This window comes from Flavobacterium sp. PLA-1-15 (assembly GCF_049060005.1).
Classification (GTDB): domain Bacteria; phylum Bacteroidota; class Bacteroidia; order Flavobacteriales; family Flavobacteriaceae; genus Flavobacterium.
This window is the reverse complement of the sequence record NZ_JBMGQS010000006.1, coordinates 63552-89210: the sequence shown is the minus strand read 5'-3', so window position 1 is coordinate 89210 and position 25659 is coordinate 63552. Positions and strand designations below refer to the sequence as shown.

Below are 25659 nucleotides of genomic sequence, written 5' to 3'. Positions count from 1 at the left end.
AGTTGCTAAGAAAAACTCAGATACTCAGTTGTTCAGAATCTTAGCAACTTAAAAAAAATGAACGAAATAAAACTATTCGCTCCAGGAACAATTGCCAACCTATCTTGTGGATTTGACATCCTCGGATTGTGTTTGGAGAATGTCGGCGATGAAATGATTATCCGAAAAACCAATCAAAAAGGCATCCGAATTACCAAAATTTTTGGTGCCGATTTGCCATTGGAAACTGAAAAAAATGTGGCAGGTGTTGCTGCTTTGGCGATGCTTGAAAATATTGAAACCGAGTTTGGATTTGAGATTGAAATCTATAAAAACATCAAAGCGGGTAGCGGTATTGGAAGCAGTGCTGCAAGTTCGGCAGGAGCTGTTTTCGGAATCAATGAATTGTTGGGAAGACCTTTTACACGTAAAGAATTGGTGAAATTTGCAATGGAAGGCGAAAAACTTGCAAGCGGAAGTGCCCATGCCGATAATGTCGCTCCAGCCTTATTGGGCGGATTTACATTGGTGAGGAGTTATGAACCTTTGGACATCATCAAGATTAAGAGTCCAGATGAGATGTTTGCAACGGTAATCCATCCTCAGATTGAGTTGAGGACTTCTGATGCCCGTTCGATTTTAAAACAGAATATTTCACTCAAAAGTGCCATCGTACAATGGGGAAATGTGGGTGGTCTGATTGCAGGTTTATACACCAACGATTACGAATTGATTGGACGTTCATTACACGATGAAATTGTAGAACCTTTGCGAAGTATCTTGATTCCTGCATTTGATTTGGTAAAGAAGACAGCCCTTGAAAATGGAGCTTTGGGAGTTGGTATTTCAGGTTCGGGACCATCCATTTTTGCTTTAAGTAAAGGAAAGGCAACCGCCGAAAAAGTAGCCAAAGTGATGAGTGAAGTGTATGACGGAATCAATTTGCCGTATGAAATTCACGTTTCTAAAATTAATGACGAAGGGATAAAAATCATTTAATTATGGATAAATACAAAACAACATTTGAAAGTTGGAACAAAGTTGCCTCCTTGTATGAAGAGCATTTTATGGATTTGGATTTATACAACGATACCTATGATGTATTTTGTGAAGCAATCGAAAAAGCCAAACCTAAAATCTTAGAAATTGGTTGTGGACCAGGAAATATCACGAAATATATGCTTTCCAAGCGACCCGATTTTGATTTGGTAGGAATTGATATAGCTCCTAATATGGTTGAATTGGCAAAGAAAAACAATCCAAAAGCTATTTTTCGAGTAATGGACAGTCGGAATATTGAGGAATTCAAAACTGAATTCGAGGGTATAATCTGTGGGTTTTGTATTCCGTATTTATCAAAATCAGATTGTTCCAAATTGATAATGGACACCAAAAATCTGCTTTCGGAAAAGGGGATTCTGTATTTAAGTTTTATGGAAGGTGATTATGAACAATCAGGATATCAATCGGGGAGTAGTGGCGATAAGGTTTATTTTTATTACCATGATTTAGAAAATATAAAAACGGAACTGTCGGAAAACGGTTTTGAAATCATGAATATCAGTCATAAGGATTACACCAGAAAGGACGGAACAAACGAAATACACACCATTTTAATAGCAAGAACATAGATGAAATATTACGGTTTAAACAATAAAGCAATAAAAGTATCTTTTCAAGAAGCTGTCATTCAAGGATTGGCTCAGGATAAGGGATTGTACTTTCCAGAAAATATAACGCCAATTGAAGGAGATTTTTATGATACCATTGAAAATCTATCCAACGAAACAATTGCATTTGAAGTCATCAGACAATTTGTTGGCGATGAAATTCCAGAAACTACTTTAAAACAAATCATAGCGGAGACCTTGTGTTTTTATTTTCCTTTGGTAGAAGTAGAGAAGGATGTTTATTCACTTGAGCTTTTTCACGGACCAACGATGGCTTTCAAGGATGTTGGAGCACGATTTATGGCGCGATGTCTGGCTTATTTTAATAAGGATAAAAGTAATAGCAAGAATACTGTTCTAGTGGCCACTTCTGGGGACACTGGAGGAGCGGTTGCAAGTGGTTTTTTGGGAGTACAAGGCGTTGAGGTGGTTATTTTATTCCCATCAGGAAAAGTGAGCGACATTCAGGAAAAGCAACTGACGACTTTGGGGCAGAATATTACAGCACTCGAAGTGGATGGTGTTTTTGATGATTGCCAGGATATGGTAAAGAAAGCTTTTCTGGATGAAAGTCTACATCACAAGAATCTGACTTCTGCCAATTCCATCAATATTGCAAGGTGGTTGCCACAGATGTTTTATTTTTTCTTTGCTTATAAACAACTGAAGAAATCTGGAAAATCGCTTGTGGTTTCTTGTCCGAGTGGGAATTTCGGGAATATATGTGCTGGAATCTTGGCTAAAAAATTAGGCTTGCCCATTGAACATTTTGTTGCCTCAACCAATGCAAACGATACGGTTCCAAGGTTTTTGGAGAATGGAACTTATGAGCCAAAACCTTCGAAAGCCACAATTTCTAATGCTATGGATGTTGGAAATCCTAGTAATTTTGTTCGTATTCAGGAAATGTATGGAAACGATTTGAAAGCTTTTGAAAAGGATTTTTCGTCTTTCAGTTTTTCAGATGCAGAAACAACCGATGCCTTGAAACATATTTATGAAATCAGCGGATATATAGCGGAACCTCACGGAGCTGTTGGTTATTTGGGATTAAAGAAACAATTGCAAAACAATACGGAAAGTATCGGTGTTTTTCTAGAAACCGCACATTCGGTAAAGTTTTTGGAAATTGTAGAAGAAACTCTAAATGTCAAACTTCCTATTCCAGTGCAGATCGAAAGTATGATGGGGAAAGAAAAGAAAAGTATAAAAATCAAAAGCTACGAAGATTTGAAAGCTTTTTTGAGATAAATATTCGCCACGAATACACAAATTTCCACGAATTGATTTGTGAAAATTTGTGTATTCGTGGCGAAAAATAGTTATTGTTTGGCTAAAATTGAAGCCATTTCCTGTTGCATTTTCAACGCTTCTTCTCTTGCTTTTTCAGCAAAATCCTTTTGATTTGAAGCATAAATAATAGATCTTGAAGAAGCAATAAGCAAACCGACATTGCTATTCATTCCATATTTGCAAACATCTGAAAGACTTCCGCCTTGAGCGCCAACACCTGGAATTAAGAGAAAACTATCAGGAACAATTTTTCGGATATCCGTCAGGTATTCTGCCTTGGTGGCACCCACAACATACATCAGGTTTTCGCTGTTTTTCCACATTTTAGAAGTTTCCAAAACTTGCTTGTATACTTCCTTTCCGTCGATTTTTTGTGTCTGGAAATCAAATGCACCTTCGTTGGATGTCAGAGCCAGTAAAATCGTGTGCTTGTTCTTGAAAGCTAGAAAAGGTTCAACAGAATCCTTTCCCATATAGGGAGCAACAGTAACCGAATCAAAATGCATGTCTTCAAAAAAAGCCTTGGCATACATGGAAGAAGTATTCCCTATATCACCACGTTTTGCATCGGCAATCGTAAACATTTCCGGATAATTTTCGTTGATGTAATTGACGGTTTTTTGAAGTGCCTGCCATCCTTTTAGACCGTAAGCTTCGTAAAAAGCCGTATTTGGTTTGTAGGAAACACACAAATCATGTGTGGCATCAATGATGGCCTTGTTGAATTCAAAAATTGGGTCTTCAGTTTCGAGAAGATGTTTTGGAATCTTTGTCAAATCAACATCGAGACCGACGCTTAGAAAAGATTTTTTTAGTTGGATTTGTTGTATTAGTTGTTGTGTAGTCATTGTAGTTAGTTTAACCGCAAAGTTCGCAAAGATTTTCGCAAAGTTCGCAAGGTGTTAAAAAAAATGCCAAACTATTTTGTCTGGCATCTTGTATCTTTCTTCTTTTCTCTATCTTCTAATTAGAAAACTTCGCTGGCTTCTTTCAGTTTTTCCATATTGTTCACGAGTTGCAACTCGTCAATCAATTTTTGGATCTTACCGTTCATCACGCCATCCATATCGAAAATATCCATTCCGATTCTGTGGTCGGTTACACGGCCTTGAGAATAATTATAGGTGCGGATTTTTGCAGAACGGTCTCCAGAACTTACCTGAGAAGTACGTTTCGAAGCATCTTCGGCTTGTTTCTTAGCCAATTCTTGTTCGTACAAACGGGAACGTAAAACGCCCAAAGCCTTATCCTTATTTTTATGCTGTGATTTCTGGTCCTGACATTGCGCCACCAATCCTGTAGGAATGTGTGTCAAACGTACAGCAGATTTCGTAGTATTTACCGATTGTCCTCCAGGTCCTGAAGAACAGAAAAAGTCCACACGAACATCGTTCATGTCAATCTGAACATCAAATTCTTCCGCTTCTGGCAAAACCATTACGGTTGCTGCTGAGGTATGAACACGACCTTGTGTTTCTGTTTGTGGCACACGTTGCACACGGTGAACTCCCGCTTCAAATTTCAAAGTTCCGTAAACGTCCTCTCCTGTAACTTCAAAAATAATCTCCTTGAAACCACCTGAGGTTCCTTCGTTCATATCGACAACAGAAGTTTTCCAACCCTTGCTTTCGCAATATTTTGTGTACATACGGAACAAATCGCCGGCAAAAATGCTGGCTTCGTCGCCACCGGTTCCGGCACGTACTTCGACCATTACGTTCTTGGCGTCTTCAGCATCTTTAGGAATCAGCATGAATTTGATTTCTTCTTCCAATTCTGGCAAACGCTCTTTGGCTTCTTCCAATTGCATTTTGGCCATTTCGGTCATTTCTGGGTCGCTACCGTCGGCAATAATTTCGTTTGCTTCGTCGATATTTCCCATAATGGTCACGTATTCATCGCGCTTTTCAGCCAATGCTTTCAAGTCCTTATATTCCTTATTTAGCTGAACATAACGCTTTTGGTCGGCGATTACATCAGGCTGGATAATCAAGTCTGAAATCTCGTCGAAACGCTGTTTTACTATTTGCAATCTATCTAACATCTTTTTCTTTCCTTTATTTGGAGTGCAAATTTACGAAAAATAGTTGTAAGTTGAAAGAGGTGTGTTTAAGGTTGTAGGTTCTGGGTTTTAGGTTGATGTGGATTGTGTTTTTAGCTTTTGATTTTAGAGACCTAACAGGTTTTCATCCCGAAGCTTCGGGACTGTTAGGTCTTTGTTTGACGCAAAGTGAGTCCCACAAGTTTAAAGAATGCCTAAAGTTTTTAATCTAGCCCCGATACTGGAATTGTCTGAGCTCTTAAACCTGTGACCAACAGGTTTAAAGCGAGTTCCAGTAGCGGGAACATGGATAAAAAAGAAGCCAAATGTGGTGCTCCAAAAAATCCATACGCAAATTTTGTTGATTACTTTTTAGAGGAAAACAGAATATAAATTTTACCTTTGGCGTCTCAATATTATTTACAGATTATGGTTTATAAATTCAGAGTTATTCTTGATGCCGAGGAGGATGTTTTTAGGGATATTGCAATACTTGAAGACGATACTTTAGAGGATTTGCACAATGCAATTTTTAACGCTTTTGGGTTTGACGGGATGGAAGTGGCATCGTTTTATACGTGTGATGAAACGTGGAACCAGGAGGATGAGATTTCGCTTTTTGACACGGGAGATGTTCCTGGCGAGCAAAGGATTATGAGCGATTATCCGCTTTCGGATATTTTGGATGCCGAGAATACGAAGATTATTTATGTGTATGATTTTATCAATATGTGGACATTTTTGGTAGAATTGGCGGCGATTGAGGATCAGGAAATTGGCCTGATTTATCCAAACTTGTTGTTTTCGCACGGTGAAATGCCGGATGAAGCAATGGAAAAGAGCTTTGAAGCCGACATGAACGATGATATTTATGGCGACTATGAAGATGATTTTGATGAGGATGACCTGGATAATCTTGATGGTGGCGATAACTTCGAGGATTATGGTTTCGAGGAAAACTGGAATTAGTCAGAAATAGAAAAAAGAAGCAAGAGAAAAGACTTGCATAAATAATACTAAAGGACCAAGAGGTTAAGGTTTTCATATCTTTCTTCTTGGTTCTTTTATCTAATACAACCAAAAAAATGATCAATTTATTCAACACTCATATTGAGTCGCTTTCCATCCACAGAGTGGGAAACAAGAGCCGTAATGAGGCTATTTTTTTATCGGAACAACCGTTTTCTTTGGGAGATGAGATTGTGCCGTTGATTAAGGAATACTTTTTTAAGCCGTTCAGGGAAAAAGAAGAAAACTATTTCCAGTTTGCCCATGAGGTTGATTTGGATTACAATGATATGTTTAAATTGGCTTCGGATATTTTTACGGATCCATCGAGTGTGCATGAGGTTTCGAAGAAGATTACGAAGCATTTGTTTGAGCAATCCAATCATCCTCATATCAAGAATGGTGAGGTGTATGTGGCTTATTTGACGAATGTGAGTATCGATAACAATGTTGTGGATGCGATTGGAATCTTTAAAAGCGAATTGCAGGCCGATTTCTTGCAGTTTGAAGAAAAAGATACCCATTTGGAAATGATCCTGCAGCAAGGAATCAACTTGAATAAGTTGGATAAGGGTTGCTTGATTTTCAATCACAAGAAAGAGGAAGGTTATAAGATCTTAACGGTGGACAGTAACCGTTATGATGCGAGATATTGGTTGGAGCATTTCCTTTCGGTTGATGCTTTCCAAGACGAAAACTTCATGACCAAGAAATACTTGAAGTTTGTTCAGGATTTTGCAAAAGATGTGGTGCTTCCTGCAGAAGACAAGAAAGAAGAAGTGATGTTTATGAACCGTTCGGTGAATTATTTTGCAAAGAACGATGAGTTTGAAGAAACCAATTTCTTGAATGAAGTTCTGGACAATCCCGATTTGATTCCGGAATTCAAAAATTATAAGGTAGATAAAGGAGAGAAATACAGCATTGAAGATATTACGAATTTCCCAATTGCCAATGCTGCAGTTTCGGATGCGAGAAGAAAGATGAAAAACGTGATTAATCTGGATACCAATATTCAAATAAAGCTTGATTTCATCAATCCTGAAAGTGCTGAGAAATTTGTAGAAAAAGGTTGGGACGAGGAGAAGCAGATGTATTATTATCTGGTTTACTTTAATAAGGAACAGAAGTCATAACAAATGTTAGTGTTTAAAATACAAAACCGCAAAAGATAATTCTTTTGCGGTTTTTTGCTTTAGGTGTTTTGTGGTTATCGAACCTGGACATTTATAGGCAGATTGTAAGAAGTTCTTACAGGTTTTCCTTTTATCATTCCCGGAGACCATTTTATATTTAATGATTTCAAGACTCTAATGGCTTCTTTGTCCAATCCGTATCCTGGGTTTCTCGGAACTCGAATGTCGGTCATGGTTCCGTCTTTTTCGATAACGAAGGAAACGTAAACTTTAATTGCCTTTTCATTATCCATTTCCGGTGTTTTGAAATTCTTTGCAACATATTTATAGAAGTTATCAATTCCACCAGGAAAAGAAGGCTTTACGTCCAATGTTGCTTCAATGTAAGGGCCTTTTGGTTCTTCAATTCCATCACCACCACCACTTTCTTTTCCTTTTCCACCTTCAATACCTCCTTCTGTTCCTGTTCCTTCATTCCCTGTTGCAATTCCCTCAGGAGATCCTTGGGTGGGATTGGTTTCTGCTTCTTTGTTGGTAGCGATATCTGTTTTGGCTTTGTCTTTTTCAACAACTGTTGGATCTACAAGATTTTCTTTGTTGAGTTCTTTTTTAGGTTCTTCTTTTTTGGCAGGTGGCAAGGCATCTGTTTTTTTAGGTTCTTTTTTGAAAGGGTCAACTACGATATCAGTAAATTCTAATGGCGTGGCCAAGATTCCGTTTTTATCAGTAATTTGTTCCTTTGCAAAAAGGCTAGAGATCTTGATGCTTGCAAAGAGCAAAACAAGCAATGTTGTTGCAATTAGCAATGCTTTTACCGTTGTTCTTGGATTCTCCTGACGCAGTTGGTAGGCGCCATACTCTTTGTTTTTGCCTTCAAAGACAAGTTCAATCCATCGGGTTTCGAAAATACTTACATTAGACATAGTTATGATTTGTTAAAGTTAAGTATTAATGATGCATAGGCGAAGTGTATTTTTTATCTTAAACGTAAGGATTAAGAAAATTATTATGAAATTGTTGATAATTTTAGAAATGTTTTTTAGATAACATTAAGGTGTTGAAGTAAGGAGCAATAGAATAAATTTGGGACTATCGAAGGGGTTATGATTGGCTAATTAGCCCTGATGCTGGAATTGTTTGAGCTCTTCGCTTGCGAAAGCGAGTTCCAGCAGCAGGAATATGGTTTTATTCTTTGCCCGAGCGTTTCGCTCCTTAAATAAAATCAGCGTTTGTTTTGGATGATTTCGGCCAGAAGTTTTTTAGCACGAAGTATCTTGATTTTTACATTATTCAATGGTTCTTCAATCTTGTCGGCGATTTCCTGATAGCTTAATTCTTGGAAATAACGCAACTGGATCACTTCCTGATAATGTGGTTTCAGCTCCTTGATGTATTGCAGGAGCTGTGAAAGGTTCTGCTCGGTGATGAGTTCATCTTCGGCGGAAGGGGTAGTGTCGGCGACATTGTAGGCCTGATGGTCTTCTTCGTCGGTAATCTCAATGAAAAGTGATGATTTTTTCTTGCGCAAGAGGTCGATATGGACATTCTTGGCTATGGCAATCAGCCAGGTGTTGAATTGAAAATCGGGGTTGTAAGTCGCAATCTTATCGAATGCCTTTGCAAAGGTTTCGATGGTGATGTCTTCGGCATCGGTTTCGTTTTCGGTACGTTTGAGCATGAAGCCATAGACTTCATTCCAATAAAAATCCAATAGGGAAGTGAAGGCAACTTGGTCGCCGTTTTTCGCTTTTTCTATTTTCTTTTTTATTTCCAATGGACTGGTTTTGAAAAAATATTGGTGATGAAGACGTTTAACTGTGTGAATATAAGGATAATTTCGATAGCTGGGAACCAATAGATGGTATCTTTTTCCTTGAGTTTTCCTGCTGAAAAACCAAGCACGATCCAAGCAAAAAGATAGCGGAAACCGATGATGGAAAGCACGATGATCCATTGGTGGAGAAAAGCCAGAAGGACTATTGGCAATAGGATAAATAGCAATTGCGATACATAAAATACGCCAAGCTGGACCTTGTCGAAAGGCTTGTAAAAATCGGCAGTAGAAACGTGTCTTCTTTTTTGTGTAAACCAATCCTTGAACGACGTTTTTGGTTTGGAATAGGTGAAGCTTTCGGGATTGAAACAGATGGTTGTGTTTTTCCTTGTGGCTGCTTGATTAATAAACAAATCATCGTCACCGGAACGAATCTTCATATGGTCGATAAAACCGTTTACGTTAAAAAATTCCTCTTTTTTGTAGGCCATATTTCGGCCAACTCCCATGTAGGGCTGGCCTATTTTTGCCCAAGAAAAATATTGAACGGCAGTCATCAAAGTTTCGAAACGGATGATTTTGTTGAGGAATGATTTCGGAATTCTTTCATAGGCTCCATATCCTAGAATAATGGTTTTTTGAAGGGTGAAATTGGAGCTCATTTCTGCAATCCAATTTTCAGAAGTTGGATAGCAATCGGCATCAGTAAAGAGCAAATATTCCTTTGATGCAGCTTTTATTCCTAGTGTTAAGGCGAATTTCTTATTGCCCCAGAAAGCTTCATTATTGGCAACTTTTACCAATCGGATGTTGGAATATTGTTTTTCGAATTCTTCAAAAATATCGAGTGTGGTATCGCTTGAAGCATCGTCGATAAGGATGATTTCGAAATCAGGATAATTTTGTGCGGCAAGAATGGGGATGAATTTTGCTACGTTTTCAGCTTCGTTTTTTGCGCATACGATTACCGAAACGGGAATGCGTTTTGGATTGTTCTTTTTAGGTGTTGCGAATGCAAATTTCCCAAAAACAAGTACATAGTAGCAAAACTGAAGGATTACAATACCAATAAAAATATAAAAAAGTAATGGTAGAAGCATAGCAATTTATGGTCTTTAAAAAATGTGTGCAAAAGTAAGCAAATCAATTCTTAATGGCGAATATTTGGCATTAGAAATTTGAGAACTTTATCGGGGACATTTTTTCATTTCTTCTGCTATTGATTTGGCACTGCTGTTTCCTGTTTTTTCGAGTGCAGCAATGACATTGTCGTAGTTTTTCTGGTCGCGGTTTTGGGATAATTTATGCTGGGCTTGAATTTCTTCGATTTCAATTTCGAAAGCCACAATGCCTCTTGCCATCATCATTGTTTTCTTGGAAAGGTTTTCAACCTTTACTGGATTTTCAGAATTGGCTTCGTATTTGTCGACTAATTTTTTCAAAGAAGATAAAAGCGCTTCACCTTCAATAATTTTTATTGTTCCGTAAACGTGGACGGCAATGTAATTCCAAGTGGGAACACCCTCAAAATCATACCAAGAGGAAGAGATGTAAATGTGTGGTCCGGAAAACACACACAAAACCTTGTCAGAAGATGCAAAACCTTTCCATTGCGGATTTTCAATGGAAATATGTCCGAAGAGTACGTCTTTTCCATTTTCGCTTTTTTCAAGCTCAAGCGGAATATGCGTCGCACAAAGTTTTCCTTCACTCTGGTTGATTAGGATTCCAAAACTGTTCTTCTGGAGAAAAGCTTTTACTTCTTCGAGATTGTTGTTTTTGTATTCTTCTGGGATATACATTTGATTTTAGAATTTAGATTTACGATTTTAGAGTGTAGATTGTATTCTTAATCTGCACTCTAAACTCTAAAACTATATCACATTCACTTCGGCTTCAATATGAATACCGAAAGTATTGAAAATTGTTTCCTGGATATCTTTCGAAACATTTAAAATTTCCTGTCCGGTCGCATTTCCATAATTTACCAAAACCAGAGCCTGGTTTTTATGGATTCCAGCATCGCCAAAGCGTTTTCCTTTGAAACCGGCCTGTTCGATAAGCCATCCCGCTGGAACTTTTACTTCGGTATCGGAAACTTCAAAAAACCGGATTTCTGGAAATTTCTGTTGTACTTTCTCGAAATCGGTTCTAGAAATGATCGGGTTTTTAAAGAAGCTTCCGCTGTTTCCAAGTTCCTTCGGGTCCGGGAGTTTGCTTTGGCGGATGGCAATTACAGCGTTGCTCACGTCCTTTAAAGTTGGTGCTGAAATGCTATGTTTAGCCAATTCGGCCATAATATCTCCATAAGAAGTGTTGATCTTATGGTTGTGTTTTGTGAGCTTGAAAACCACAGAAGTAATAATGTATTGGTCTTTTGCTTCATTTTTGAAAATACTTTCACGGTAGCCGAAATGGCATTCGCTTTTCAAGAAAGTTCTTGTTTCTTGATTGTCAATCCTGACGGCATCACAAGAAACAAAAGTGTCCTTGATTTCAGTTCCGTAAGCACCGATATTCTGCACGGGCGTTGTACCTACATTCCCAGGAATAAGCGACATGTTTTCTAGTCCGCCGAAATCTTGATTGATGGTCCAAAGTACGAATTCGTGCCAGTTTTCACCTGCCTGGCTTTCTACCCAGACAAAATCATCGTCTTCACGGATTATTTTCTTTCCTTTCAAATCGATATGGATTACCAATGCATCAATGTCTTGCGTAAGCAGCATATTGCTTCCTCCTCCAAGAATGAATTTCTTTTTTGATGGATTTTCAGCTAAAACAGTTTTCAATTCCTCAACCGAATGAACGGCTGTGAACTCTTTTGCCTTGGCTTCAATTCCGAAAGTATTGTATTTTTTAAGTGAGAAATTCTCGATGATTTCCATAAGTTGTAAGGTCAATAATTAACGCTTCAAAAGTAAGTGAAATTGAATAAAAGTACAGCCACAGATGCACTGATTTTAAATTTTGCAGTTTAATTCTATGAAGATTTATATAAATGATAGGCTTAAAATCTGTGCATCAGTGGCCAATGTTATTCAGAAGTCAGTGCTCGGTTGATAAAATCGTTCAGCGGTTTTAAAGCAATCAGCTTTTTAGACATTTTGGCTACAAAGTCTTTCTGTGTAACTTCCTTGATGTCGAATTTTTGCGAGGCTGTATAGCTTTTCAACTTTAAGAATTCAATTGCAGGATGGTCTTTTTCATAATCTTTCGGTGCATTCTTCAGGCTGTTGGATTCGGTTCGGTCCAAACTGCCAAATTCTTTTTTGAAGTTTTTATCGTTTACAATTTCTTCCAAATCATCATAAAAAAAAGCAATTTCCTTGCGGACTTTTTTCAGTTCGTCCGCTTCGGGTGAATAAAATCCTCCTGCTATAAAACTCCCGCCTTTTTCGATATGGACGTAATAGCCGGAACGATTTGCGCCTTTTGCACCAGCCGACATCCAAATGCCAAGATGCGCTTTGTAAGGTGATTTGTCTTTAGAGAAACGAATATCACGATTGATCCGGAACGTACAATTTTTTACCTCCAATAATTCCAAAGAAGGGTCAAGCGGTTTCATAGCATCCAAAAAATCAGAAACCAATTGATGGTAGTCTTTCTTAAAAAGTTCGTAACGTTTTTTATTGTCCAAAAACCAGTCACGGTTGTTATTGGCTTTTAAATCTTCCAGAAATTGCAAGGATTCGTTTGACAGCATCGTTATAATTTTTTAGTTAAATCTTCCTCACTTAGAAAACCTGAATGCCTCCATTTTACTTCCTTGTTTTCATATAATAGTAAGGTTGGAAGTTCTTCGATTTTTAATTCGGTAAGAAGTGTTTTATTTGCATCGGCATCCAGACGGATGATGGTTACATCTTTCAAGTCCTTTTGCATCTTGGTAATGAAAGGTTTCATCCTTACGCAGGGAGCACACCAGTCGGCATAGAAATTAATCAAGACTTTTTTATCGGAAACCAATAATTTTTCATAATCGGCAAGACTCATTCCGATGGTTTCGTTGCTTTTTTTGGCAAATCCGGAAGCATTCCATTTTACAATGCCGCCTTTCATTTCGTAAATGTCCTTAAAGCCCATCTCTGCTAATTTTTTGGAAGCACTGCTGCTTCTTCCACCACTGAGGCAATATACATAAATAGGTTTTGACTTGTCGAGTTCAGAAACTTTTTGATCGAAATCATCGCCATTCCAATTGATGTTTATCGCATTGTCAAGATGTTGGTCGCTGAATTCTTTCGGACTTCTAACATCAATAAGCTGTGGCTGGTTTTCGGATTGCAGCTTTTCGGAGAACTCTTTCGGCTCAATCTTTTTGATTTCTTTTTGCTGGCCGTTGCAGGAAATAAAGAGCAAGCAGAGAAAAGAAAGGAATATTCTGGGCAGTTTCATTTTGAATTTTTTAGAACAGCTAAATTAAGTAATATTCAGTTTGGTTGCTGTTTCTGAAGTCTTAATAAAATTACAAATTGAACATTTTGTAACTCTGGTGTGTCGATTTTATAATGGCTTCCGTTCTTTCCGGATGCGTATCCGAAATAAATAGTTGTCCGAAAGTATCGTTGTTTACCATTTCTACAATTTTTTCAACACGACTTTCGTCCAATTTGTCAAAAATATCATCAAAAAGAAGAATTGGATTCTCACCGCTTTGTTTCTTTACAAATTCAAATTGTGCCAATTTCAAGGCAATCAAAAAAGACTTCTGCTGACCTTGAGAGCCGAATTTTTTGATAGAATGATGCCCGATCTCAAAAGACAAATCATCTTTATGAATTCCGACACTCGTATAATGTAAAATCCTGTCCTTGTTGATGCTTTCTTGTAAAAGTGTAAGCAAATCTTTTTCGTGCAAATTGCTTTCATAAACCAGTTGAACGGTTTCCATGGAATCCGTAATGGTTTGATGGTGCTTGTTGAAAATCGGAATAAAATCGGCAATAAAGCTTTTTCTTTTTTCAAAGATCGATTGCCCTAGGCCGTCAAGCTGTTCGTTGTATATAGTTAAGGTGTCGGTTTCAAAAACATGATTCAGGGCAAAATACTTCAACAATGCATTTCGCTGGCTGATGATTTTTTGATATTGGATAAGCTGTTGCAGGTAATTGGCATCCAGTTGCGAAATCACGCTGTCCATAAACTTCCTTCTGGTTTCGCTTCCTTCCACAATCAAATCCCGATCTGCAGGAGAAATGATTACCAATGGAATAAAGCCAATATGATCTGAGAATTTCTCATATTGCTTGCTGTTGCGTTTCAGTATTTTTTTCTGTCCTTTTTTCAAACTGCAGACAATCTGTTCTACACGCTCATTTTTCTCGAATTCTGCATCAATTACAAAAAACTCTTCCCCGTGTTTGATGTTTTGAACGGCAAGCGGATTAAAGTAACTTTTTCCATACGACAAATGATAAATGGCATCCAGGACATTGGTTTTTCCAACACCATTTTTTCCAACGAAGCAGTTTATTTTTGCATCGAAATCGAAATTTGCTTCGGAAAAATTTTTATAATTGAAAAGGGATATTTTTTTTAAATACATTGAAAGCGCCTGCTGTTATTGAGAATTCCGATACAAAAATGTCCAGTTCGGGAATGGTTTTTTTGATGCGTGCAAATTATTGAAAAATAACCACAAAAACATCTTTTAAATATGAATAAAAATTTTATTTTTGCACCTCACTAAATTAAAAATTGATGGCAACTTACAATAAAAGAGGTTACAAAGCACCTAAACCAAAGGAAGAAAAAGTGGAAGGCGAGTACATCGAGGATGATGTAATGGTTGAAGAAAAAGACAGTACAACTGCCGGAGTATTTAACTCACTTGACGAAACTGCTTCCAGAACGGAAGACTGGGTAGCTAGAAACCAAAAAATTATTCTAGGTGTTGTTGGAGCAGTAGCTGTAGCGGCTATCGGGTATTTGTTGTATACAAAATTTGTTGTTGAGCCTAAGGAAGCGGATGCCGCCCAACAAATGTTTGTAGCGCAAAAGAATTTCGATTTGGCAGCAAACGGAACTTCAAGTGATTCATTGTATACGCTTTCACTAAACGGTTCTGAAGGAAAATGGGGATTTGTGAAAATCGCTGATGAATTTTCTGGAACTAATGCCGGAAATTTAGCAAACTATTATGCTGGTATGGCGTATTTGAATACTGGTAAATATGACAACGCTATTACTTATTTAGAAAAATTTAATTCTGATGATGCTATCTTGAAAGCTTTGGCTATCGGGGCAATCGGTGATGCTCATTCTCAAAAAGGACAACAAAAAGAAGCTTTGGATTTCTACAAGAAAGCGGCTGAATCTAATAAAAATGAATTTACAACACCACGTTTCTTGTTGAAAGCGGGTAAAACTTCATTGGCATTAGGAAATAAAGAAGAAGCTTTGAAGTTCTTTACAGATGTTAAAGACAACTATGAAAATACGCAAGAAGCTCAAGGAGTTGACGCCTTGATTGGACTTGCCCAATAATTTTAGTTTTATATTAAGATTTATATTTGTAATTTAGAATCATAAATCTAAAATTAAAATGGCAACTGCAAATAAGAATTTATCAAATTACGATAAAAACGCAATCCCAAACGCGAAAGATTTTCGGTTTGGGATTGTTGTTTCAGAATGGAACGATCATATAACGGAAGGACTTTTTTCTGGAGCAATTACCGCTCTTTTGGATTGCGGAACGTTACAGGAAAACATCATCCGATGGAATGTTCCGGGAAGCTTCGAATTGGTGTACGGAGCAAAAAAAATGATTGAAACCCAAAAACCAGACGTAGTCATCACGATTGGAAGCGTCATCAAAGGCGAAACACAGCATTTTGATTTTGTATGTGAAGGCGTAACTCAGGGAATCAAGGATTTGAATGTCCTATCGGATATTCCTGTCATTTTTTGTGTGCTTACCGATAACACCGAACAGCAATCAATAGACAGAAGTGGCGGTATTCACGGAAATAAAGGTACTGAAGCGGCGATTGCAGCTATAAAAATGGCCTATTTACGCCAGCAATCCAGTTTGAATTACCAATTTCACAATCAGAAATTAATAAACGAGCATCAGATTCTGCTTGATGAAACACGTCAGCGTTTAGAAGAATAGAGGTCTTTTTATTAAAGCCTATATCAAACCTGTAATCCTTATAGAATTGCAGGTTTTTTGTTTTTATTATGATTGCTTAGGCCTAAAAAGCCAATATAATTTCGTTAAATTTGTAATCCACATTTTTTACAATATTCACCTTAAAACTGAAATAAACTTTTTTGATGTCAAGTATAATTCAATTACTTCCAGATCACGTAGCCAACCAGATTGCAGCCGGAGAAGTCGTACAGCGTCCGGCTTCGGTTGTAAAGGAGCTCCTAGAAAATGCAGTGGATGCAAAGGCCACCGATATCAAATTAATTATAAAAGATGCTGGAAAATCGCTTGTTCAAGTCATAGATAATGGCTTGGGAATGAGTGTCACCGATGCACGTTTGTGTTTTGAGCGTCATGCAACTTCCAAAATCCGTCAGGCGGAAGATTTGTTCTCCCTCCACACTAAAGGTTTTCGCGGAGAAGCATTGGCTTCGATTGCGGCTATTGCACATGTGGAAATGAAAACCAGACAGGATCAGGAGGAATTGGGACACCATATTGTGATTGAAGGAAGTAAATTTGTATCGCAGGAATTGGCTGTTCTGCCAAAAGGAACCTCGTTTGCCATCAAGAATCTATTTTTTAATATTCCCGCAAGGCGAAATTTCTTGAAATCGGATGTTGTAGAGCATCGTCATATCGTAGATGAATTTCAACGTGTTGCATTGGCGCATCCTAATATTTATTTTACGTTTTATCATAACGGAAGTGAATTGTTTAATCTTCCGCCTTCAAATTCCAGACAAAGGATTGTCAATATTTTTTCGGGAAAAACCAATGAAAAATTGGTTCCTGTCCAGGAAATAACGGAGATTGTTTCGATTCAAGGTTTTGTATCCAAGCCTGAATTTGCAAAAAAGAGCAGGGGAGAACAGTTTTTCTTTGTCAATAATCGATATATAAAAAGTGGCTATCTGCATCATGCAATCATGGCGGCCTACGAAGGTCTGCTGAAAGACGGTTGCCAGCCGAGTTATTTTTTATACTTGGATGTTCCGCCGCACACGATCGATATCAATATCCATCCTACAAAAACTGAAATCAAGTTTGACGATGAGCATGCTTTGTATGCAATTCTGAGATCTTCGATAAAGCACAGTCTGGGGCAATTCAATGTGGCACCGGTTTTGGATTTTGATCGTGATGCCAACCTTGATACGCCTTACGAATATAAAAACAAGGATGCTTCGTTTCCAACCATCCAAGTCGATGGAAATTACAATCCTTTTGCTGAGGAGAAGCCGTCAAAACCAAGTTTTTCATCATCATCTTATTCAACTTCTTCGGATAATTTTAGAAGTAGAAGAACAGAAAATGCGAGTTGGGAAAGCTTGTATGTCGGTTTGAAAACGGATACCGAAGAAGCAATAGTTGAAAATACTGAAATCCATTTTGAAAGCGAGGAGGTTACCGCTTCCTTGTTTGATGATAGCGAAGTGGAAAAAGTAGTCAATAAGACGTATCAGATTCATAAGAAATACATCGTAAATCCTATAAAATCGGGAATGGTTATTGTCGATCAGCAAAGAGCGCATCAACGCGTTCTGTACGAACAATTCCTAACCAATATGACGATCCATCAGGCGGCAAGCCAGCAGTTGTTGTTTCCTTTGAATTTATTTTTCTCCAAAAATGAACTGGAATTGATTTCTGAATTAAAAGTAGCCTTGGCGAATACCGGATTTGTTTTTGAAGCCGAAGCCGAGGACCATATCGTAATTTCGGGAATACCTGTCAATGTTACCGAAAGCGAAGTTTCCATAGTGTTGGAACAATTATTGGGCGATTTGCAGGATGGAATTCCAGAAAACAGCTTTAGCCAGAACGACAGTATTGCAAAGTCGATGGCGAAGAGCTTGGCGGTAAAAACAGGAACGTATTTAACCGAAAAAGAACAGGAAAACCTAGTAAACGGCCTCTTTGCGTGTAAGGATCCAAATGTTTCGCCTTTTCAAAAACCAACTTTCATCACGATGCGTGTGGAAGATCTAGATAAAAAATTCTCAATATGATGAACATCACACCAACTGTAAAGCAGTTACTAATTATCAATATAATCTTTTTTATAGGCTCTCAAGTCGTGGGCAGACCAGCATACGATTTATTGTCGTTGTACTTTTTTGAAAATGATAAATTTCAAGTTTGGCAACCCTTGACGCACATGTTTATGCATGCGGCTTTGCCAAATTTTATGCACATCCTGTTCAATATGTTTGCCTTGTATTCTTTTGGAAGTGCTTTGGAACATTTTTGGGGAGGCAAGAAATTCTTGTTCTTTTACATTTCATGTGGATTGGGTGCAGCCTTGTTACATACTGGTATTAATTATTATGAATTTAATTCTGGTCTGCAAACATTAACCGAAGCGGGTTTTTTGAAATCGGATATTTACAGTTTGTTAACCGATGGAAAAATTGATACCAGATGGGTTGAAGTTTTAGGTCAATCTGGCTTGGATTCTTTTGCTAGTGGATTTGCTACGCCTGCCGTTGGTGCTTCAGGTGCTATTTATGGACTTTTAGTAGCCTTTGCGTTTATGTTTCCAAATGCTGAATTGGCGTTGATGTTTATTCCGATTCCTATAAAAGCCAAATATTTTGTTCCAGGTATTCTTGCTGTCGATTTGTTTTTAGGCTTAAAGGGAGGTTCTATCTTTGGAAGTACTTCTGGAATAGCCCATTTTGCACATATTGGAGGTGCCTTGACTGGATTTTTGATGATGTGGTACTGGAAGAAAAATCAGTTCAACAGAAACCGCTGGAATTAATTCAATAGTTTATGAGCATAATAGAGGATTTAAAACTGCAATATAGGATTGGAGGAGTTGCCAATAGGTTGATTTATTGGAATGTAGGATTGTTTGCCATACCATACATTGTTTTTGGACTGTTGACCTTATTTGAAATCCGGATTGATTTTCTGTCGTATGTAAGCCTTTCCTCCAATCCAGCCGACTTGTTGTGGAAACCTTGGTCGCTGATCAGTTATGCTTTTTTTCATGCTGGAATCTTACATATTCTTTTCAATATGATCATGTTGAATTTTTCCAGTAGATTGTTCACGACCTATTTTACCCAAAAGCAACTCTTTGGATTGTATATCTTAGGAAGTGTTTTCGCAGGTTTGATTTACATCATCAGTTATTTTATTTTTCCGGCTTTAGCCAATTCAGATGCGACTTTGGTTGGTGCTTCAGGTGCTGTGATGGCGATACTCTTTGCAACGGTAACGTATAATCCTTTGATGGAATTGAGATTATTATTGATAGGTAATGTAAAACTGTGGCACATTGCACTCTTTATTCTGATCATCGACTTAATCCAATTGCCATTAGAAAATACCGGTGGACATCTTGCCCATTTAGGTGGCGCTTTTTTCGGTTTCCTATTTATAAAAGCATTGCAAAACGGAACAGATTTAAGCAAAATCATATCAGTGGTTTTAGATTTTTTTGCAAATTTGTTTAAGCCAAAAAAAGCGACGCCTTTCAAAAAAGTACACAAGAACTACAAGCCAGAACCTAAAAAAGAAACAGCTTCAAGAATTGTAACAAAAGACAAAACACAGCAACAGATTGATGAAATCTTGGACAAAATCAGTCAGTCAGGTTATGATAGTCTTACGAAAGAAGAAAAAGAATTTTTGTTTAAGGCTGGAAAAAATTAAGTAATTTCGAAACAAATCAAATCGGCAGATGAAAAACCTTTCATGGTTTAATAAGATAATGTTCTTCTTCAATATAGTGCTCGCTGTATTGACGTTTGTTGCTTATGTCTTGCCTTTTCTGGCGCCAAAATTTTTCCCTTTCTTGTCTGTATTGACTTTGTTCTTGCCGATGATGTTGATTCTCAATGTTATCTATTTTATTTATTGGGGCATACAACTCAAAAGACAGATTCTCCTTCCGGCTTTGGTTCTGCTTTTGGGAATTACGTTCATCAATAAATTCTATAAATTTTCAGAGAAGAATCTACCCGAAGAAGTTTCGGATTTTACGGTTTTAAGCTACAACGTGCGTTTGTTCAATAAATTTGAATGGTCTGAAAAAGAAACGGTTCCTGTTGAAATTTCCGATTTTGTAAAGGAAAACAACCCTGATATCTTATGTATTCAGGAATTTTCAAACGCAAAAGAATTTGATTATGAGCGTTATAAATATAAATATATCATTTCTAAAGGCGATAAAATCAAAACCGGACAGGCGATCCTTTCAAAGTTTAAGATTATTGATGAGGGAGAAATTCTGCTTCCGGGTTCCAACAACAATGTCATTTTTGCGGATATCAAAAAGGGAAAAGATACCATCCGTGTATACAGTATCCACCTTCAGTCCATCAAGATTACGCCAGACGTAAACGAAATCAACGACGATATCAATGATATGGATCAGAAGAAATCGCAACGAATACTAAGAAGGATGAGTACTGCCTTCAAGGAGCAACAGCTTCAGGCAGAAATGATCATGAACCACAAAGGCGAATGTAAATATCCGATAATTATCTGTGGCGATATGAACAACAGTGCATTTTCCTATGTTTATAGGATCATCAGAGGCGATATGCAGGACAGTTTTGAAGAGGCGGGAAGTGGCTTCGGAAAAACCTATGATTTTAAATACTATCCAGCCCGAATCGATTATATCTTTGCAGACAAGACGATGCAGGTTAAGAATTTCAAGAATTTTGTAGAAATTGTCGATTCCGACCATTTTCCAATCATGGCACGACTTTCAATGAAAAAAGAGTAATTATAGTTGCTGGTTTTTCAAGTAATCCAAAGCATATCTTCCTTCATTGAACAACAAATCCAGAATGCTTAAATTGTTGATATAGCCGTGTTTTTCCTCAAAAACTTGTGTGTACGCTTCAAATTGATAGGAGTCTTTTTTTCCGTTTGCAAGATTTCTGAAATCACTAAAATCAACTTCTCTGAAGTATTCTTCTGTTTTATTGTAAGATAATTTCAAGCCTAGGCATTTAGAAACAATTTCGATTGTTTCCATATTCAAGTCCATCAGGAATGTATGTTTCTTTTCAAAAATGGGCATGATAGCATCTTCAAAATATTCAAAGAAAGGCGAACTTCTATAACCCGCTTCCAATGATTTGAAATGTTGCTTCTGCCAATCGAAAGCGGTTTCAAGTTTGATGTCCTTGGTTTTTTGATGGCTTTCGCTAGAATGTTTTATTGGAATGTTCAGCATTTGCACACCATTCGGACTATAAATATACATCCTGTTTCTATTGGTTTGTTTCTGGAAATTGTCTTCCATTTCAAACGTTACGGTTTCAGCCTGAGCAATCGCTGCAAATTGACTAATTGATGGAAAATATGTTGGATGTAATAAGACGTTCATTCGATTATGTGACTATTTGGTTATTTGTTCTTTGGCTTTTGAGATTTGAAAATTCCGAAGAGCATTTAATTTATTAGTAATACTTTCAATATCAGAACGAAGCTTTATATACTCTTTTTCGGTAATAAAATTTAATTCAAATGAAAGTATAACTTGATTTAAAGTTTCGACAGCAGAACTAAATGCCATCGTTGTAAAATGGGCTTTGTCTTTGAACGAATTTCTGGCTGAACCTTCAGCTATATTTGAGCAAATAGAAACCGAAGCTCTTCTCAATTGCGAAATGAGTCCAAATTTTTCTACATCAGGAAATTTTAAAGTAATGGAATAAATATTTTTAGCAAGTTCTTTTGCTTCATTCCAAACTTCAAGCTTTTCGAAAGAATATATGTACATCTATACCATTCAGATATTCAAATTAACAAAAACCAAATTAACTGTTTTTTGCTTTTTTCTTCTTCATAAAATAAGTGATTCCAAAATAAGCCGCTAAGGCAATTAGGAAAAATTTAAAGTAGGAGTAAGGCTCGCCATCGCCACCAACCGTTGTAAACATTCTCTCCCAACGGATTTTATCAATAGCTTTGTTCCAACCAATATTCTGGTCCAAACTCATCCAGATAAAGACTGGCTTTCCTACGATATGATCAGCAGGAACAAAGCCCCAATATCTTGAATCCAACGAGTTATGACGGTTGTCACCCATCATATAATAGTAATCTTGCTTGAAAGTGTAGGAAGTAGAAATTTCCCCATTGATTCGGATTTCATCACCATTTATTTTTAAATCGTTGCCTTCATATTCGGATATGATTCTTTTGTAAAACGGAAGAGATTCTTTGTTTAGAGCAACGGTTTTTCCAGCTTCTGGAATGTAAATTGGTCCAAGATTGTCGCCATTCCAATCTTTGTTGAAAGGAAAAACAGTTGGGTCACTTTGTTTTTGAATTATTCTTGTTACAGATTTGATTCCGGGGATATTTTTCAAACGCTCAGCTCCTTCAAGCGTTAATGCTTTTATGTAAAGTGTGTCACGGGCTTCCGTCATAAATCCTGCGCCATCGGTGATGTCCAAATCTTTTAGAACAAATTCAAAATTTATTGGAGTTTGTCCGTCTAAAGCCGCTAAGTAAGAATATTCAGGTTTAGCCCTATCGGATAATTTTAATTCTTTTCCATCAATAAAAACAATTCCATCTCTTACAGAAAGGCTATCTCCCGGTGTTCCAACGCATCTTTTTACGTAGTTGGTTTTCTTGTCAATTGGCTTTTCGTAATGTTTGTCGCTTAGTTTATACATGTGAAAAACCGTATCAACTGGCCAGTTAAACACGACGATGTCATTCTTATCAATTTTTTCAAAGCCTGGAAATCTAAAATAAGGCAATTGAGGCTTGTTCAAATAGGATTTTACATTGATCAAAGGAATTGTGTCATGAACCATCGGAGCGGCAACAGTGGTCATCGGAGTCCTCGCACCGTAATGAAATTTACTCACAAATAGGAAATCGCCCACCAAAAGCGTTTTTTCCAAAGAGGATGTCGGAATCGTAAAAGGTTGCATGACATAGGTATGTACCAAAGTTGCCACAACAATTGCAAATAATAGTGAACTTACCGTATCGCCTGTTTTTGTTGGCGAAACCAAGCTTCGGTCTTTGATATGCGTTACATCCTGAGTATAGTTAATGTAATAAATGTAAAGTCCAAGTGTGAACAAAACCAAAACCGTATCAAGCGTAGTCTTTTTTCCAAAACTTCTGATCGTTTCAACCCAAACAACAGGAAACATGATCAGATTGATGATGGGGATAAAAAGCAAAATCGTCCACCAAGTTGGCCGGTTGATGATTTTCATCAAGACGATGGCATTGTAAACCGGAATGGCTGCTTCCCATGATTTTCTTCCTGCTTTTTCATATAATTTCCAAGTTCCAATAAAGTGAACGATTTGGACGATAAGGAAAAATATAAACCATTGATAAAGTGTCATATTGTATGTTTTTATTTGATAAATTTAGCCTCAAGCTAAGTCATTAGTATAAGAAATTGCAGAAAAGTTACATTACCCCAATTGCAAAACATCTCGCATTGTAAAAACGCCTTGTTTGCCAATAATCCATTCGGCGGCAATTATGGAACCTAATGCAAATCCGTCACGATTATGGGCGGTATGTTTTATTTCGATCGTATCTACATCAGAATTATAAAAAACAGAATGCGTTCCAGGAACATTTTCTATTCTTTTTACATTAATTAAAAGTTCGTCGTTCTTTGCGTTTTCCAAAGCCCAGCTTGAATAATCGGAGTTTTCAATGATTCGGTTTGCAAGAGTAATGGCGGTTCCGCTTGGAGCATCTAGTTTCTGTGTATGATGGATTTCTTCCATTTCTACTTTGTATTGATCGAATTTCGACATCATCTTGGCCAAATAATCGTTCAATTCAAAAAAGATATTTACGCCAAGGCTAAAGTTGGAGCAATAAATGAAAGCGCCATTTTGTTCTTCACATAATTTCACCATTTCGTGGTAGTTTTCCAACCAGCCGGTAGTTCCCGAAATAACTGGAATTCCTTGATTCAGACAAGTAGAAATATTAGTAATGGCAGCGTCTGGAATACTGAAATCGATAGCGACATCCGCTTTGTGAAGGTCATCAAATGTGTCAGAGCTGGTCTTGCGCAAAACAATCTCGTGTCCTCTTTCCAAGGCGATCCTTTCGATAACCTTGCCCATTTTTCCGTAACCTAAAAGTGCAATCTTCATTCAAAAATATTTTAAAAACTGTAGTTCAATGTTACCCCAACATTTTGCTTGTAGTTGATTTCGTTCGGGTAAACGTCGGGTCTAAAAGATAAATTATCATTGACGTTGAATTGCATCAAATGCGCATCGACATTGGCATCAATAATGTTCAAAGCATAAAGACCAAAGCTTATTAGAAGTGATAAATCTCTGTTTCGTTGAAATGTTCGTTGAGCATTTATCAACGTTGCATCGCTGTATTGTCCTTTGAATTCGTCATCCTTTCCAGCGAGTCTCATTTTGTAGGCATCGCGATAACGGTGGTATTTTTTATTGTTATCCACATAAAAATAAACGCTGGTACCAATTGCTCCATAAACAATAGGTATTTTCCAGTATTTCTTGTTGTAAGCTTGACCCAGACCAGGAACAATGGCAGACAAAAACGCGGCCCTGGCAGGAGCCAGCGGATTGATTGGCTTGGCTATCAAAGTATCTGCCAAAACAAGTGCCTCTTCTTTTTTTACCTGCGCAAAAACCGAAATGTTTCCTGTGATGAAAAGCAAGAACAGTATGGGAATATATTTATTCACTAACCTTTTATTAGTTTGATAATTCTCTTGAAATCTTCCTCGGAGTGGAATGGAATAGTAATTTTTCCTTTACCATTTCCGGCAACTTTTACATCCACTTTTGCTCCAAAATACCCTGTAATCGCTTTCTTTTCCTCTTCATTGATGTCAAATGAAGTAGCTTTCGCTTTTGATGCAGGCTTTGGTTTCAAACTTTCTTGATAGTTTTTTACCAAGGTTTCAGTTTCTCTAACCGATAAATTCTGGCTTACAATTTTTTGGTAGATATCTGTCTGGGCATCCAGATCTTCGATATTGATGATCGCACGACCGTGTCCCATGGATATAAATCCGTCACGGATTCCGGTTTGGATGATTGGATCAAGTTTTAGTAAGCGAAGATAATTGGCAATGGTAGAACGTTTTTTTCCAACACGGTCGCTCATTTGCTCCTGCGTCAGTTGAATTTCGTCCATCAATCTTTGGTAGGACAATGCAACCTCAATCGGATCTAAATCATGGCGTTGGATGTTTTCAACCAAGGCCATAACAAGTGATTCGTTGTCGTTTGCAATCCTGATGTAAGCTGGAATTGTAGCCAAACCAGCAAGTTTGGAAGCACGAAGTCTTCTTTCTCCAGAGATCAATTGGAATTTGTTGAATTCCATTTTTCTAACCGTAATCGGCTGTATAACACCTAATTCCTTAATAGAGGTGGCCAATTCCTGAAGTGCTTCTTCGTTGAAATTGCTTCTTGGCTGAAATGGGTTTATTTCGATAGCATCAAGCTCAAGCTCAATAATATTTCCTACAACTTTATCTGCATTTTTGTCTTCAACCGATTTGATGTCGTTTTCTGGATCTTTCAATAATGCCGATAAACCTCTTCCTAATGCTTGTTTTTTTACCGCTTTTGTCATTC

The 25659-nt window shown here is 37.5% G+C and carries 27 protein-coding genes; 11 read left to right on the top strand and 16 right to left on the bottom strand.

The genetic code is table 11. The features are described from left to right. The first annotated feature begins 57 nt into the window (after positions 1-57). The 3 genes from ACI6PS_RS06300 to thrC are packed head-to-tail and all read left to right on the top strand — an operon-like array spanning position 58 to position 2900. Positions 58-978, top strand: coding sequence for a homoserine kinase (locus tag ACI6PS_RS06300; protein ID WP_421011699.1), 921 nt, complete (start codon positions 58-60; stop codon positions 976-978). Positions 979-980: 2 nt separating this feature from the next. Continuing rightward, positions 981-1610 (top strand): class I SAM-dependent DNA methyltransferase, encoded by a 630-nt coding sequence (locus ACI6PS_RS06295; RefSeq protein WP_421011698.1) that lies wholly within the window; start codon positions 981-983, stop codon positions 1608-1610. Continuing rightward, on the top strand, positions 1611-2900 hold the full coding sequence (thrC, locus tag ACI6PS_RS06290; protein ID WP_421011697.1) for a threonine synthase: 1290 nt from the start codon (positions 1611-1613) through the stop codon (positions 2898-2900). Between the two features lie 71 nt (positions 2901-2971). Here thrC and pyrF read toward each other — a convergent pair whose 3' ends face one another. Next, a complete protein-coding gene (gene pyrF / locus ACI6PS_RS06285; RefSeq protein ID WP_421011696.1) occupies positions 2972-3790 on the bottom strand; it encodes an orotidine-5'-phosphate decarboxylase in 819 nt (272 codons plus the stop codon). A 119-nt stretch (positions 3791-3909) separates the two neighbouring features. Continuing rightward, positions 3910-4986 (bottom strand): peptide chain release factor 1, encoded by a 1077-nt coding sequence (gene prfA / locus ACI6PS_RS06280; protein WP_421011695.1) that lies wholly within the window; start codon positions 4984-4986, stop codon positions 3910-3912. Between the two features lie 426 nt (positions 4987-5412). On the opposite strand from prfA, the gene ACI6PS_RS06275 reads away from it, so the two are divergent. Together ACI6PS_RS06275 and ACI6PS_RS06270 are read left to right on the top strand one after the other, a co-directional pair. Continuing rightward, on the top strand, positions 5413-5952 hold the full coding sequence (locus ACI6PS_RS06275; RefSeq protein WP_421011694.1) for an IS1096 element passenger TnpR family protein: 540 nt from the start codon (positions 5413-5415) through the stop codon (positions 5950-5952). 116 nt (positions 5953-6068) lie between these two features. Beyond that, positions 6069-7127, top strand: coding sequence for a nucleoid-associated protein (locus ACI6PS_RS06270; protein WP_421011693.1), 1059 nt, complete (start codon positions 6069-6071; stop codon positions 7125-7127). 74 nt (positions 7128-7201) lie between these two features. Here the strand turns inward: ACI6PS_RS06270 and ACI6PS_RS06265 are convergent, their stop codons facing one another. From ACI6PS_RS06265 to recF, 8 genes are all read right to left on the bottom strand, one after another. Further along, the gene (locus tag ACI6PS_RS06265; protein ID WP_421011692.1) at positions 7202-8050 is read right to left on the bottom strand and encodes an energy transducer TonB; all 849 of its coding nucleotides are present in this window, start codon (positions 8048-8050) and stop codon (positions 7202-7204) included. Between the two features lie 299 nt (positions 8051-8349). Then, positions 8350-8901, bottom strand: coding sequence for an RNA polymerase sigma factor (locus ACI6PS_RS06260; RefSeq protein WP_421011691.1), 552 nt, complete (start codon positions 8899-8901; stop codon positions 8350-8352). Continuing rightward, the gene (locus ACI6PS_RS06255; protein WP_421011690.1) at positions 8892-10001 is read right to left on the bottom strand and encodes a glycosyltransferase; all 1110 of its coding nucleotides are present in this window, start codon (positions 9999-10001) and stop codon (positions 8892-8894) included. The genes ACI6PS_RS06260 and ACI6PS_RS06255 overlap by 10 nt, the downstream gene beginning before the upstream one ends. Positions 10002-10088: 87 nt before the next feature. Further along, on the bottom strand, positions 10089-10703 hold the full coding sequence (locus ACI6PS_RS06250; protein WP_421011689.1) for an FMN-binding negative transcriptional regulator: 615 nt from the start codon (positions 10701-10703) through the stop codon (positions 10089-10091). Positions 10704-10775: 72 nt separating this feature from the next. Beyond that, entirely contained in the window at positions 10776-11789 is a 1014-nt protein-coding gene (gene murB / locus ACI6PS_RS06245) for a UDP-N-acetylmuramate dehydrogenase (protein ID WP_421011747.1), read from the bottom strand. A gap of 149 nt (positions 11790-11938) precedes the next feature. Beyond that, positions 11939-12610, bottom strand: coding sequence for a DUF2461 domain-containing protein (locus tag ACI6PS_RS06240; protein ID WP_421011688.1), 672 nt, complete (start codon positions 12608-12610; stop codon positions 11939-11941). A gap of 2 nt (positions 12611-12612) precedes the next feature. Continuing rightward, the gene (locus ACI6PS_RS06235) at positions 12613-13302 is read right to left on the bottom strand and encodes a rhodanese-like domain-containing protein (protein WP_421011687.1); all 690 of its coding nucleotides are present in this window, start codon (positions 13300-13302) and stop codon (positions 12613-12615) included. Positions 13303-13372: 70 nt separating this feature from the next. Continuing rightward, a complete protein-coding gene (gene recF / locus ACI6PS_RS06230) occupies positions 13373-14452 on the bottom strand; it encodes a DNA replication/repair protein RecF (protein WP_421011686.1) in 1080 nt (359 codons plus the stop codon). Positions 14453-14607: 155 nt separating this feature from the next. Here recF and ACI6PS_RS06225 point away from each other — a divergent pair, with 155 nt between their 5' ends. The 6 genes from ACI6PS_RS06225 to ACI6PS_RS06200 all read left to right on the top strand — a co-directional run bounded on the left by ACI6PS_RS06225 (position 14608) and on the right by ACI6PS_RS06200 (position 20810). After that, positions 14608-15393, top strand: coding sequence for a tetratricopeptide repeat protein (locus ACI6PS_RS06225; RefSeq protein ID WP_421011685.1), 786 nt, complete (start codon positions 14608-14610; stop codon positions 15391-15393). 58 nt (positions 15394-15451) lie between these two features. Next, positions 15452-16024 carry a 6,7-dimethyl-8-ribityllumazine synthase gene (ribH, locus tag ACI6PS_RS06220; protein ID WP_421011684.1) on the top strand — a complete coding sequence of 191 codons (573 nt, stop codon included), beginning with the start codon at positions 15452-15454 and terminating at the stop codon, positions 16022-16024. 164 nt (positions 16025-16188) lie between these two features. Continuing rightward, a complete protein-coding gene (gene mutL, locus ACI6PS_RS06215) occupies positions 16189-18075 on the top strand; it encodes a DNA mismatch repair endonuclease MutL (RefSeq protein WP_421011683.1) in 1887 nt (628 codons plus the stop codon). After that, positions 18072-18830 carry a rhomboid family intramembrane serine protease gene (locus ACI6PS_RS06210; protein ID WP_421011682.1) on the top strand — a complete coding sequence of 253 codons (759 nt, stop codon included), beginning with the start codon at positions 18072-18074 and terminating at the stop codon, positions 18828-18830. The genes mutL and ACI6PS_RS06210 overlap by 4 nt, the downstream gene beginning before the upstream one ends. An 11-nt stretch (positions 18831-18841) precedes the next feature. Further along, positions 18842-19729: a rhomboid family intramembrane serine protease gene (locus ACI6PS_RS06205; protein ID WP_421011681.1), complete on the top strand. Its 888-nt coding sequence runs from the start codon at positions 18842-18844 to the stop codon at positions 19727-19729. 28 nt (positions 19730-19757) lie between these two features. Then, a complete protein-coding gene (locus ACI6PS_RS06200; RefSeq protein WP_421011680.1) occupies positions 19758-20810 on the top strand; it encodes an endonuclease/exonuclease/phosphatase family protein in 1053 nt (350 codons plus the stop codon). Here the strand turns inward: ACI6PS_RS06200 and ACI6PS_RS06195 are convergent, their stop codons facing one another. From ACI6PS_RS06195 to ACI6PS_RS06170, 6 genes are all read right to left on the bottom strand, one after another. After that, on the bottom strand, positions 20811-21419 hold the full coding sequence (locus ACI6PS_RS06195; protein ID WP_421011679.1) for a WbqC family protein: 609 nt from the start codon (positions 21417-21419) through the stop codon (positions 20811-20813). Positions 21420-21431: 12 nt separating this feature from the next. Beyond that, positions 21432-21815 (bottom strand): four helix bundle protein, encoded by a 384-nt coding sequence (locus ACI6PS_RS06190; RefSeq protein ID WP_421011678.1) that lies wholly within the window; start codon positions 21813-21815, stop codon positions 21432-21434. Between the two features lie 37 nt (positions 21816-21852). Then, complete coding sequence (lepB, locus tag ACI6PS_RS06185; RefSeq protein WP_421011677.1) at positions 21853-23412, bottom strand: signal peptidase I; 1560 nt, start codon at positions 23410-23412, stop codon at positions 21853-21855. A 72-nt stretch (positions 23413-23484) separates the two neighbouring features. Next, the gene (gene dapB / locus ACI6PS_RS06180; protein WP_421011676.1) at positions 23485-24186 is read right to left on the bottom strand and encodes a 4-hydroxy-tetrahydrodipicolinate reductase; all 702 of its coding nucleotides are present in this window, start codon (positions 24184-24186) and stop codon (positions 23485-23487) included. Positions 24187-24197: 11 nt separating this feature from the next. Further along, complete coding sequence (locus ACI6PS_RS06175) at positions 24198-24758, bottom strand: DUF5683 domain-containing protein (protein WP_421011675.1); 561 nt, start codon at positions 24756-24758, stop codon at positions 24198-24200. After that, entirely contained in the window at positions 24758-25657 is a 900-nt protein-coding gene (locus ACI6PS_RS06170) for a ParB/RepB/Spo0J family partition protein (RefSeq protein WP_421011674.1), read from the bottom strand. Before ACI6PS_RS06170 ends, ACI6PS_RS06175 begins: the two co-directional genes overlap by 1 nt. Between the last annotated feature and the right edge of the window lie 2 nt (positions 25658-25659).